Below are 12,603 nucleotides of genomic sequence, written 5' to 3' on the forward strand. Positions count from 1 at the left end.
GTCGCTCATGATTTTTAAATGTCACAGTATCACCGCCGATCTGCGACCCCCCCACTCGCGCGGTTGCTCGCCGCTCAGGAGAGCTACGCGCGATTCACGGGAACAGCCCGCGGTACTCGTGGGCGCTGGCGGTACGCTCGAGCGCGAGCGTGTACGCGGCCGTCCGGAGGTCCGGCAGCCCCTTCCGGTCGTACTGGTCGATCGTCTGGTCGAACGCCGTGCCGATGCGGCGCTCCAGTTCGGCGTTCACCGTTTCCAGTGGCCACGAGAACTCCTGTGCGTTCTGGACCCACTCGAGGTACGAGACGATCACCCCGCCGGCGTTCGCGAGGATGTCGGGGACGACCTGGATGTCCCGTTCGGCGAGCACCTCGTCGGCGGCGACCGTCGTCGGCCCGTTCGCGGCCTCGACGATGGCGGAGGTGCGGAGGTCGTCGACGTTGTCCGCGGTGATCACGCCCTCGACCGCGGCGGGGATGAGCACGTCGACGTCGAGCGTCAACAGCTCCTCGTTCGTGATCCGGTCGGGATCGTCCCACTGGTTCCCGCCGCTGGTGCGCCGGTCTTCGGGTAGCGCCCGGGGATCGCCGGCGACGTACTCTTCGATCAGCCCGCCGGCGTCGACGTGGGCGCCCAGCGCCGCCACGTCGAGCCCGTCGGGGTCGTAGGCGGCGCCGGTCACGTCGGACGTGGCGACGATCCGCGCGCCGGCCTCGTCGAGCAGTCGGGCGGCGTTTGAGCCGACGTTCCCGAACCCCTGGATCGCCACGCTGGCGTTCGAGAGGTCGCGGTCGAGGTAGTCGAAGAGCCGCTCGGTGACGATGGAGACGCCGCGGCCGGTGGCCTCAACCCGCCCGGGCGTGCCGCCGATCTCCAGCGGCTTCCCGGTGACGACTTGCGGCACGGAGTGGCCCTCGTACATCGAGTAGGTGTCCATCATCCACGCCATCGTCTGCGGGTTCGTGTTCATGTCCGGGGCGGGCACGTCGGTCTCGGGACCGATCATCCGACGGATCCCCTCGGTGTACCGCCGCGTGAGGCTCTCCAGGTCGTTCTGGGTGAGGTCCTTCGGCTCGCAGACGACGCCGCCCTTCGCGCCGCCGTACGGGAGGTCGACCAGCGCGGTCTTCCACGTCATCCACCCGGCGAGCGCCTCGACCTCGCGCTGGGTGACCGACGGGTGGAACCGGACGCCGCCTTTAAACGGACCGCGGGCGCTGTCGAACTGGCAGCGGTACCCCTCGAACACCTCGGTCTCACCGGAGTCCAACTCCACCGGAAGCGTCACCTTGAGGGTGCGCTCCGGGTGTTTGAGGCGCTCGAAGACGCCGTGATCCACGTCGGCGTACTCCTCCGCGCGGTCCATCTGTGCGAGCATGTTCTCGAACGGATCGTCCGTCATGATCGGGGCGACTCGACCCCGGGTCATATCGGTTTCGGCAATTATCGCCACCGACTGTTATTGACACGCACAGCGAGTCGGCGCGCTGACGCCGCACCGATGGTCCGGCCTCGCACTGACGAGCGGCCCCCGAACCGACCGTCCGCCTCCGAACCGACCGTCCGGTCCCACAACAGCGACGAGTCGACGCCGGCCGCCCCTCCTCGCTTTCGGCCGGACTTATACGTCGGCGTCGACAACCACGGCGCATGACATTCGGACGCGCGCCGGGGGTGCGTCGATGACGGCACAGACGCTTCACCCCCGCGTTCAGGTCGTGTGGGTCCTCCGTGCGGTCCTCATCGCCGCGGTGTTGACGGCGCCGTTCGCTGGCGGCGTCTACCTCGACCGGCTGCCGGAGTGGGCGCCGGTCGTCGCCGGAGTCGCCTTTCTCGTGCTCGGCGTGGGGCACGCGATCCTCCGGTACCGCCGGTGGAGCTACGAGATCCGGGAAGACGCGCTGTACCTCGACCGGGGCGTGATCACGCAGGTCCGGACGACGGTGCCGCTGGTACGGATCCAGCACGTGGACTCCCGGCGCGGTCCGGTCGAGCGCGGGGCTAGCCTTGCCTCCTGTGTCGTGTACACGGCCGGCTCCCGCGGCGCGGACGTCCGGATTCCGGGGCTCACGCCGGACGGCGCGAGCGACCTCCGCGAGGAGCTGAAGCGACTGGCCATCCGCGCGGACGGGGAGGACGCGGTGTGAAGCTCGCGCCCCAGTCGATCCCGTACCGCGCGCTCCAGAAGGTGTCCGGGGTCGTCGTCGTCCTCTTTTTCATCGTGAACAACAACCCCGAGTGGGGGTTCGCGGCCGCGGCCGCCGTCAGCGGCGCGGTCGTCCTCCTCGCGGTCGGGTACGAGGTCGCGTACTACCAGCGGTACGAGTACGAGCTGACCGAGGACACCCTCGACATCTCCTCGGGCGTGATCTCGCGGCGCGAGCGGGAGATCCCCTACCGTCGGATCCAGAACGTCGACGTGAGCCGGAGCGTGATCCAGCGGGCGATCGGGGTCGCGGCCGTCGATCTGGAGACGGCCGGCGGGTCCAGCACCGAAGGGTCGATCCGCTTCGTCTCCCCCGCCGAGGCGACCCGGCTCCAACGCGAGGTCCAGCGCCGCAAGTCGTCGGGAGCGGCCGGGTCGAGCGAGGGAACCGGAACGGAAGCAGCGGCGGGCGACGAGACCGACGGCCGACCCGGACGCGAGACGGGCGCCGGGCCGGGGACCGTCGGTCCCGCCGAGGAAGAGCTGTTCGCGATCTCCCCGGGGGAGCTCGCCTTGGTGGGGGCGTTGTCGTTCGACGGTCGCCTCATCGGCCTGTTGGCCTTCCTGAGTTCCGGGTCGGTCCCGGTGCTTTCCAGCTTCGTGCCGAACGCGTCGGCGGTCGCGCTCACCGCAACCGCGATCGTCGGCGTCGGCGGGCTGTTCCTCGTGTCGTGGGTGCTCGGTGCCGGGATCGCCTTCACGAACTACTACGGCTTCCGGCTCTCCCGCGCAGGTGACGAGCTCCGGTACGAGCGCGGGCTGTTCCGCCGGTACAGCGGCTCGATCCCGACCGAGAAGGTGCAGGCGCTACGGCTCACCGACAACCCGGCGAAACGGGCCCTCGGCTACGCGAGCCTGTCGATCGAGACCGCCGGCTACGCGCCCGGACAGAACGGGGAACAGGGGAGCCAGGCGGCGGTCCCGATCGCGGCGACCGACCGGGTGTACCGGCTGGCCCGCGAGGTCGAGTCGTTCGGCGACCCGCGATTCAGCCGGCCGCCCAAGCGGATCCGGTGGCGGTACGCGTTCCGCTACACCCTGGTCGTCGGCCTCCTCGTCGCCGTCGCGTTCGGCGTCGATTGGTATCTCGGCGCCGGCCTCCCGTGGTACGCGCCGGCCGCGCTCCTCCTCGTGGTGCCGCCGGCCGCCCACCTGAAGTGGAAGCACCGCGGCTACTGGCTCGGCGAGGACCACCTCCTCACCCGGAACGGGTTCTGGAGCCGCACGGTGACCGTCGTGCCGTACTACCGGATCCAGAACGTCATCGACACCCGGACCGTGTTCCAGCGCCGCTGGGACGTGGCGACGGTCGTCGCTGACACCGCCGGCAGCAGTTCCATCGCCGGCAACGACGCCGCGGCCGTCGACTTCGCGACCGACGAGGCGGTCGACCTCCGCGAGACCCTCCGAGAACGGCTCCGGGTCGCCGTCGCGGAGCACCGCGAGCGGCGGGATCGGTTCGAGTGGTTCGATGGCGACGTCGAGGAGCCGATTGCGGGTCCCGACCCTGAGGAGCCGATTGCGGACCCCGACCCTGATGAGCAGACGACCGACGATCGCTCCACCGCTCCGGACGACGTCGACGTCCCCGTCGACGGGGACGACGAAGAGCGCTCGGAGGCCCCCCGCGACGGCGTGATCCGCCCCGACTTCTCGGGCAGCGATCGGGACTACTCCGAGCCGGCCGAGCGGGTCGACACCGGGGATTACGCGGTGGACCGCAACCCCTCGGACATCCACGACGCCGACCGGAGGGACGGAGCGGACGCGACGCGCGACGACACGGACGGGAGAACCGAAAGCGAAGACTCGACGCGCGACGACGCGGGCGGGACCGCCGGCGAGGCGGCGGAGTCGAAAGACGAGCCGGACGCGAGGAGCGACCGAGACGACGGGGACGAGGCCGACGGTGATACGAACGACGCCAACACGTGACGAGACGCCGGCGTCAGCCGCCTCGTTCTACTCGTCGAGGAGCTGTTGGGCGATCGTGTTCCGCAGCACCTCGCTCGTCCCCTCGTAGATCTCGTTCAGCTTCGCGTCGCGGTAGAACCGCTCGGCGGGGAAGTCTTTCGTGTAGCCGTAGCCGCCGTGGATCTGGACCCCCTCGTTGGCGACCTCGCGCGAGATCTCGGAGGCGTACAGCTTCGCCTGCGCGGCCTCCTTGATGTAGTCCTCGTCGCGCATCTTCAGGTCGGCCGCCTCGTGCATCAACAGCTCGGCGGCGCGGGCCTTGGTGTCCATGTCGGCGAGCTTGTGCTGGATCGCTTGGAACTCCGCGATAGGGCCGTCGAACTGCTCGCGCTCCTGCGCGTACGTCTTCGCCTCGTCGAGGGCGGCCCGGGCGATCCCGACCGAGCGCGCGGCGATGGTGATCCGGCCGCCGTTCAGCGTCTTCAGCGCGTGCACGAATCCGGCCCCCTCCTCGCCGAGCCGGCGCTCCTCGGGGATCCACATGTCGTCGAAGCGGAGTTCGGCGGTCGGACACCCCTTGTCGCCGAGCTTGTCCTCCGTCCCCTCCACGATGAACCCGTCGTCCTCTTCGGGTCGGACGACGAACGAGGAGATCCCCTTCCGTCCCGCGTCGGGGTCGGTCTTCGCGAACAGCGTGACCGTGTCTGCGACGGAGCCGTTCGATATCCACAGCTTCCCGCCGTTGATCAGGTAGCCGTCGCCGTCGCGCTCAGCGGCGGTCGACATGGCTGGCACGTCCGAGCCCGCCTCGGCCTCGGAGAGGGCGAAGGCGCCGATGTCCTCGCCGGTGTTGAGCGCGGTGAGGTACTCCTCCTTCTGCGCTTCGTCGCCGAACTCGTACAGCATGTTGCCCGCCAGCGACGTGTGGGCGGCGACGATCGTCCCGAGTCCGCCGGAGCCGCGGGCTATCTCTGCGAGCCCGATCGCGTAACTGTGGTAGTCGAGCCCGGCGCCCTCGTACTCGACCGGGAACGGCATCCCCATCAGTCCCAGCTCTGCCATCTCGTCGATCAGGTCGGCCGGGAACTCGTCGGTCTCGTCGATCTCGGCGGCGCGCGGGACGACCTCCTCGTCGACGAACTCCGCGACGGTGTCCCGGATCTGACGCTGTTCCCCGGAGAGCGTGAAGTCCATGCCTGAGGGTATCCTCACGGCAACTTAGCAGTTTCCACACGGTTGTACACGGGCCGGGCGTTGGGCGACGCGGGGAACGCCGGAAACGTGGGCCCGCGCGGGGGCGAGCGGGGAGAAGCGGGCGACGCGGACCGGCGATCGTCGCCGCGGACGCTCCCGCCGTTCCACGAGGCTTTTTATGCGTTGTGCCGTAAGTGTCCGTAACCGAATGAGCGGACGAGAACACGGTCCCGTCGAGCCCGACCTCCCGTGGTGCCACGAGGCGGTTCAGGGGGTGTCCCGGACCTTCGCGTTAACCGTCGACGTGTTGGAGGAGCCGATGGCCTCACACATCTGCGTAGGGTACCTGCTCTGTCGGGTTGCCGACACCGTCGAGGACGCCGGGCACATTCCCCCGGAAGCCCAGAGCGACGTGTTGCGGACGTACCGGCGCGCGATCGATCCCGACGACGACACCGAGATGGCGGCGTTCCGCGACGCGGTCGACGAGTGGCTCCCGGCGCCCGCGGAGCGCAACGACGACTGGGAGGTCGTCGCCGAGGCGCCGACGATTGCGGCGACCTTCGCGGAGTTCGACGCCGAGGCCCGCGAAGCGATCGTCCCGCCCGTGCTGGAGATGGTCGAAGGGATGGCGATGTTCGTCGACCGGCACGCCACCGAAGGCGGGCTCCGCATCGACGACCGCGACGAGTTGGAGCAGTACTGCTACTACGCCGCCGGGACGGTCGGGAACCTCATCACGAACCTGCTCACGCGCGGGGACATCACCGAGGACCGCGCGCGCCGGCTCCGCGACACCGCCGAGGAGTTCGGGCTCCTCCTCCAGCTGGTGAACGTCTCGAAGGACGTGTACGACGACTACACCGAGGAGAACAACGTCTACCTCCCCGCGGAGTGGCTCGCCGACGAGGGGGTCGAGCAGGAGCGCGTCGTCCACCCGGAGAACCGCGAGTCGTCCGCCCGCGTCGTCGACCGGACCGCCGAGTACGCTCGCTCGTTCCTCGACGACGCGCAGGCGTACTTAGAGACGATGCCGCTCTCGAACGGAAACACGATGGAGGCGTGGACCGTCCCGTACCTGCTCGCCGTCGGCACACTCCGAGAACTCAGCTCCCGCCCCGAGGACGCGCTCACCGAGACCGGCGTGAAGATCTCCCGTCAGGAGGTGTTCGCGGTGATGGCCGTCGCCGGCGACGCCGGCCGCGACTCCCTCGCGGACCTCCGGCAGACGATCGCGCGGACTCCCTTCCACCGCGCCGTCGAACCCGCGGACTGATCGGCGCTCTCCCGCGCTCTCCTGCGCTTCGTTTCTCTCGCCCCGTCACAGCCGCGAGCGCGCCCTCGCGACCGCCGGGACGCGCACGCCGATCGTCTCGGCGAGCGCCTCGGCCGCGCTCAACAGCCACTCGGCGCGCTCGACGCGAGAGTCGAGGTCGCCCGGGCCGATCCGGTACGACTCCACCAGCTCCTCGACAGTCGCGCCGCCGATCCACTCGTCGAGGATCCGCGCCGTCTTCACCGACTCGAGCCACCCCTCGAAGTCGTCCGTCTCGTCCATCGCCGTCGTCAGGGTGCCGGCGTTCGCCCGCGCGAACCGGTAGATCTCGGCGCGCTCTGCGTTGCCGAGATAGGTGTCCTGCATATCGGGCGTGTCGCAGACGACCTCAAAAACGGTGAGCGTCGTCGCGTTCGGCATCTCGGCCGCGGTCCGAAGCCCGCTGACGATCCGCTCGGCGGTCTCCGGCCTGACATACTGCTTCGAGGCGGTCTCTCCGATCGGCGTGGCGACCAAGCGATACGCCTCAACGCCGCCTCCGCCCGTCTCCCGGCGGATGAGCCCGGCGGCCACGAGGTCGTCAACCGCGACTGCGACGGCGTCGGCGAGTCCGCCGGCTCCCGTCTCCCGAGCGTAAAAGGTCCCCTCGAACACGTCGAGGATCTCGGCCTCCGTCTCCGCGAACCCCGTCGCGACCGCGGAGAGGACGTGCGTCCGGAGCGACGCCGGATCGGCGAGCGTCGACTCCACCGCCTCCGGCTCCCCGTCGACATATCGCTCGACGAGCTCGGCCTCGGTGTCGCGACTGCCGACGAGGACGGCCTCGCCGTACGGGTCCAACCCCGGCCGCCCGGCCCGCCCGCACATCTGGTGGACCTCCAGCGTGGGAAGCCACTCCATCGCCGACCCCGCGTACCGCTTCTGGTCGCGGACCACGACTCGCCGCGCGGGGACGTTGACGCCGGCGGCCAGCGTCGGCGTCGCACAGATACAGGCGACCTCGCGGTCGCGGAACGCCTCCTCCACGACCGCCCGATGGCCGGCTCGAAGCCCGGCGTGGTGGAACGCGACGCCGGCACGAAGGCAGTCTGCCAGCTGGCTGCCGGTCGCCGTCCCGTCCACGTCCGCGGCCTCGTCGCCCGCGGCCGCGGCGGCGGACTCGACTCCCAGTCGGTCCGCGAGGCCGTCGGCCGCGAGCCGCTCGGCCAGCGCGACTGCCTCGGTCCGCGACCTGACGAACGCGAGACACTGGCCGCCCCGGTCGACCGCGTCGGCGACGAGGGCGGCCGTGACCTCGGTGGCGTCGGGGGGATCGTCGTCGCCGCCCTCGCTCTCCTCGCCTCCGTCCCCGCCGACAGCGTCGTCTCCGGTCTCGACGGTCATCGCCGTCCCGTCGTCGAACGAGACGTCGCCGCCGACGGCGACCCCGGTGCGGAGGTCGACGGGACGCCACGCCGACTCCACGAGAGTCGCGTCGAGCCAGTCGGCGATCGCGTCCGGGTTGTCGACGGTCGCCGACAGGGCGACGACCTGCAGCTCCGGGTTCCGCCGTCGGAGCGTCGCGAGCGTCACTTCGAGGGTCGGGCCGCGGCGCGCCGCGCCGAGGAGGTGGACCTCGTCGACGGCGACGCAAGCGAGCTCGTCGACCCACGAGGCGCCGTTGCGGATCGCGGAGTCGACCTTCTCGCTCGTGGCGACCACCACGTCGTTGCCCGCGAGCGCCTCGCCCGTCGCGTCGACGTCGCTGGTCGAGATGGCGGCGTCGACACCGGGGAGCGCCGCGAACGCCTCGTACTTCTCGCGGGCGAGCGCGCGGAGCGGACAGACGTACAACCCGGGGCCACCGGCGGTCAGCAGCGCCAGCTCCGCGACGAACGTCTTTCCGGACGCGGTCGGTACGGCGGCCACGACGTTCTCGCCCTCGCAGACGCCGGCGTCGACCGCGGCCGCCTGCGGCGGGGGCAACCCCCCGGCGCCCCCCNCCTGCGGCGGGTACAGCTCGCGGATCCCCCGCTCAGCGAAGTGGTCGACGAACCGCTCCGAGAGCGGCAGATCGCGAACGCGCATTCCATCTGCGGGTTCGGCGGGATCGCACTTAAAAAGTCGCGCGTCTCGGGTTACTCTTCAGCGTCGATGTCGGCACCGGCGTCGAACTCCTGAAACAGCTTCTCGAAGTCGTCGTCTTCCTCGGTCACCGCCTCCAGCGACTGGTCGGCCTCCGATCTGAGATCGCTAATCCGGTCGGTGAGCCGCTGGTACTCCTTGTTGTCCGCGAGTTCGGTCGCGCTCTTTTCGGTCTCCAGCATCGCCTTCTTGGAGGTCAGCGAGAACAGCTCCTGCATCTCCGTGTCATACTCCCCGCGGCGGAGCAGTCCCTCGACCGTCTCGCGGAGGGTGTCGCTGGTGACCGGCTTCACGAGGTAGTCGTCGAAGCCCATCTTCAGGATGTCGAAGTCGGGCTCGACCGCGGTCACCATCGCCACGCGGCAGTCGATGCCGCGCTCGCGGACCGCTGCGAGGACCTCGTCGCCGGAGAGCCCCGGCATCCGGCGGTCCAACAGAATCGCATCGACCGCGTCGTCTGCGTCGTCGATCTCGTCTAACGCCTCTTGGCCGCCGTACGCGGTCCGGACGCGGTACTCGTCGCCGAGCCACGCGGCGTACAGGTCGGCCAGGTCTGGTTCGTCCTCCACCACGAGGACCAGCGGCGGTTGCTCACTCATGGATTCTCGGAGCGACGACGTGTTCGCTCACACGTTTCGTCTCTTCGCGGACTATATTAAAATACCTCTTCGGGTCCGCGTCACCGGTTTCGGATCGCCCGTGTTTCGATGCGAGACCGGGCCTGGACTGCGAGCCTGCGCCGGTCCCGCTCTGCCCGCGTCACTCGTTCGGGCTGTAGTTCGGCGCCTCGTCGGTGATCATCACGTCGTGGGGGTGTCCCTCGGTCTGTCCCGCGCTGGAGACGCGGACGAACTCGGCGCGCTCGTGGAGCTCCGGGATCGTCTCGGCGCCGACGTACCCCATGCCGGAACACACCCCACCGGTGAGCTGGTGGAGCTCGGAGGCGAGGCTCCCCTTGTAGGGAGTGGCGGCCTCGACGCCCTCCGGGACGAACTCCTCGTCTTCGTCCTCCTCCTTGAGGTAGCGGTCGCCGCCGCCGGACTTCATCGCGCCGACCGAGCCCATCCCGCGGTACTGCTTGTACTTTTTCCCTTGCATTGTGATGACGCGCCCCGGCGCCTCGTCGGTGCCGGCGAAGTAGGAGCCGAGCATGACCGCGTCCGCGCCCGCGGCGAGCGCCTTGATCGCGTCGCCGGAGTACCGGATCCCGCCGTCGGCGATCACCGGAACGCCGCGTTCGGACGCCACGTCGGCCACCTGCGAGACGGCGGTCATCTGGGGCATCCCCGCGCCGCTCACCACGCGGGTGGTACAGATCGACCCCGGACCGATGCCGACCTTCAGCCCGTCCGCGAAGTCGACGGCGGCCTCGGCGGCCGCGCGCGTCCCGACGTTGCCGACGACGACGTCCGCGTCGACGGTCTCTTTGATCGCCCGCGCCGAGTCGAGCACGTTGAGGTTGTGGGCGTGCGCGCAGTCGATGAAGATCACGTCGACGCCGGCCTCGTCGGCCGCGACGGCGCGCTCCTCCTCGAAGGGACCGACCGCGACGCCGGCGAGGAGACGACCGTCCCCGTCGCGGGCGGCCTCCTCGTGTTCGCGGCGCTGGAGGATCCCCTGCATCGTGACGAGTCCGACGAGGTGCTCGTCGTCGTCGACGAGCGGGACGCGCTCGATCTTGTGGTCGTACATCAGCTCCAGCGCCTCCCGGGCCTCGACGTCTTCGGGCGCGGTGATGACCTCGTCGGTCATCGCCTCGCGGACGGCGTCGTCCTCGCCGACCTCGAGGTACGGGCGGATGTCCGTGCCGGAGATGATCCCGAGGACCGCGTCGTCCTCGTCGACGACCGGAGCGCCGGAGACGCCCTGTCGCTCCATCACGGCGTCGGCCTCTCGGACCGTGTCCTCGGGGGAGACGGTCACGACGTTCTCGCGGCGAATGACGAGCTCGTGTGCGCGCTTGACTCGCTCGACCTCCGCGGCGGTCTCCTCGACCGTCATGTTGCGGTGGAGGACGCCGAGGCCGCCCTCGCGAGCCATCGCGATCGCGAGGTCGCTCTCGGTGACCGTGTCCATCGCCGCCGAGAGGACGGGGACGGTGAGTTCGACGTTCTTGGAGACGCGCGCGGAGAGGTCCGCGTCGTCGGGCTCGACGCGGCTCTCTTTGGGTTTCAACAGTACGTCGTCGAACGTCAACGCTTCCGGGACGTCGAGTTTCGCTGAGAATCGGCCGGAGTCTGTCGCCATATAAACCGTCGTGAGTGGCCGATAAAAAGCGTTGCGAGTCAGCACAGACGTGTACGTCGTTGTCATCCACATTCACGTTATATACAGTATTGTGGATCGATATCGGGGCCCTAGCCCTCGCGCATCGTCGGATCGAGGTCGACGCGTTCGTGTGCCGATCGGTCGTCGATGACGACGGCTCTCCGGCGATTCGTTACTCGTGTTCGGGTCACGTCGCCGGATCCACGACGCCTATATAAACGCTGCTCACCGATCTCTCGACCCGTGCGGGCACGTCTCACACAACCTTTAACGCGACCGAAACGGATATATGTAGTATGGACTCCGACAGTCCCGTGAATGCGCGCATTGCCGGCCAGCCGATCCGCCACCTCGGCGCCCGCTTTACAGCCGGCAATCCGCGCAAACGCTTTACATGGACTCGTCGGGCCGCTCGCGGATTCGACTCCGTACGCCGGGCCCTCGGCTATCGCGGGTCGCCCGCTTCCTACCGTGTACCCGTCGGTCAGGGTTATCGTCCCTGAATGAGCGTCTCACGTCACCCGGTCGCCCTCCGGTTGGAGAAGCGGGTCGGGAGCGCGACGAAGCTGCTCGCGACCGTGATGGTGCTGCCGCTCGTCGACGGGATCTTCCCCGCGTTAGTCATCGCCGGCGTCATGTCGACGGCGACCGGCGTCGTCGAGACCGGAATCCTCATCTTCGGCGGGTCGGCCACCGCGGCCGTGATCCTCGCCGAGATGGACGGGACCCGCCGACAGATGGCGACCTCCGTGCTGCTGATCGGCGCGGTGATCGTCCCGCTGGCGGCGCTCGAAGCCGCGTTCGCCCCCACGTTCAAGGCGTTCCTCAATCTCCCTATCTTCGAGCGGTTCGCCGGGCTGGTGATCCTCACGATCGCCGCCAAGACCGCGAGTTCGGAGATCGGCGAGTACCTGCCGAGCCCCGGCATCATCATCTCGCTCGGGCTCGTCGCGAGCTTCGACCCCAGCGGGTTCGCGTTGCCCGTGAACGAGATGACGTCGCCGGAGTACGTGCTCAACGGTGCCGCCGCGGCGGGCGTCGGCGTTTCGTTCGCCCTGGCCGTCGCGCTGCTGTCACCGCACCTCCGCGGTCGGGTCGACATCGACCGGTTCCGGTTCGGCTCAGCGGTCGCGCTCGGCGTCCTCGCGCTCCCTATCCTGCTCGGGCCGTTCGACCTGATGCAGACCGAGGCCCCCATCGCGCTGGCCGTTCTCGCCGTCACCACGCTGTTCGCGTACGACCCGAACGCCGGCCCGGTCGAGGACGCCAGCGACGATTCGCCGGGCGACGGCCCAGACGACGATGCGGACGGCACCGATGGAGCCGCTGAAGGTGACGAGAGCGACGCGTCGGACGCCGCGGGCGGCGACGAGGACTCCGGCCCGACGGATCCCCCGCTCGACGCGCCGACCGCGCCCGGGCCCATCGTCGACGACGACGTGGCGGTGATCGCCAACGGCGGCGACCCGTCCGATGCGAACGACGACGCGGACGGCACGGACCCCTTCGCGGACGACGACTCCCGGGCGCCCTGGCTGTAGACGCCGGCCGGACCGAGAGCCGGGGAAGCTGGGCGAACCGGGTCTCGTTCCCGTCCGGCGTGTCGCCGGGGTTTAGGTGC

The 12,603-nt window shown here is 69.6% G+C and carries 9 protein-coding genes; 4 read left to right on the forward strand and 5 right to left on the reverse strand.

Annotated features, from left to right (window positions below):
• Window positions 1–94 precede the first annotated feature (94 nt).
• Window positions 95–1,402, reverse strand: a complete 1,308-nt coding sequence (locus C468_RS13535; protein ID WP_049912229.1) for a Glu/Leu/Phe/Val family dehydrogenase — start codon at window positions 1,400–1,402, stop codon at window positions 95–97.
• Between the two features lie 280 nt (window positions 1,403–1,682).
• Between C468_RS13535 and C468_RS13540 the strand changes: the two genes are divergently transcribed.
• Window positions 1,683–2,147, forward strand: a complete 465-nt coding sequence (locus tag C468_RS13540) for a PH domain-containing protein (RefSeq protein ID WP_008849466.1) — start codon at window positions 1,683–1,685, stop codon at window positions 2,145–2,147.
• Window positions 2,144–4,141, forward strand: a complete 1,998-nt coding sequence (locus C468_RS13545; protein WP_008849467.1) for a PH domain-containing protein — start codon at window positions 2,144–2,146, stop codon at window positions 4,139–4,141. The genes C468_RS13540 and C468_RS13545 overlap by 4 nt, the downstream gene beginning before the upstream one ends.
• 27 nt (window positions 4,142–4,168) lie before the next feature.
• Here the strand turns inward: C468_RS13545 and C468_RS13550 are convergent, their stop codons facing one another.
• Entirely contained in the window at window positions 4,169–5,314 is a 1,146-nt protein-coding gene (locus C468_RS13550) for an acyl-CoA dehydrogenase family protein (protein WP_008849468.1), read from the reverse strand.
• A 208-nt stretch (window positions 5,315–5,522) separates the two neighbouring features.
• Here C468_RS13550 and C468_RS13555 point away from each other — a divergent pair, with 208 nt between their 5' ends.
• The gene (locus tag C468_RS13555; RefSeq protein WP_008849469.1) at window positions 5,523–6,590 is read left to right on the forward strand and encodes a phytoene/squalene synthase family protein; all 1,068 of its coding nucleotides are present in this window, start codon (window positions 5,523–5,525) and stop codon (window positions 6,588–6,590) included.
• Between the two features lie 45 nt (window positions 6,591–6,635).
• Here C468_RS13555 and C468_RS13560 read toward each other — a convergent pair whose 3' ends face one another.
• The 3 genes from C468_RS13560 to guaB form a co-directional block, all read right to left on the reverse strand.
• Window positions 6,636–8,657 (reverse strand): DEAD/DEAH box helicase, encoded by a 2,022-nt coding sequence (locus tag C468_RS13560; protein ID WP_008849470.1) that lies wholly within the window; start codon window positions 8,655–8,657, stop codon window positions 6,636–6,638.
• A gap of 50 nt (window positions 8,658–8,707) precedes the next feature.
• A complete protein-coding gene (locus C468_RS13565; protein WP_008849471.1) occupies window positions 8,708–9,313 on the reverse strand; it encodes a HalX domain-containing protein in 606 nt (201 codons plus the stop codon).
• 160 nt (window positions 9,314–9,473) lie between these two features.
• On the reverse strand, window positions 9,474–10,961 hold the full coding sequence (guaB, locus tag C468_RS13570) for an IMP dehydrogenase (RefSeq protein ID WP_008849472.1): 1,488 nt from the start codon (window positions 10,959–10,961) through the stop codon (window positions 9,474–9,476).
• A gap of 524 nt (window positions 10,962–11,485) precedes the next feature.
• On the opposite strand from guaB, the gene C468_RS13575 reads away from it, so the two are divergent.
• Window positions 11,486–12,523, forward strand: a complete 1,038-nt coding sequence (locus tag C468_RS13575; RefSeq protein ID WP_008849473.1) for a DUF5794 domain-containing protein — start codon at window positions 11,486–11,488, stop codon at window positions 12,521–12,523.
• Window positions 12,524–12,603: the final 80 nt, after the last annotated feature.

The organism is Halorubrum kocurii JCM 14978 (genome assembly GCF_000337355.1).
GTDB classification, from domain to species: Archaea; Halobacteriota; Halobacteria; order Halobacteriales; family Haloferacaceae; genus Halorubrum; species Halorubrum kocurii.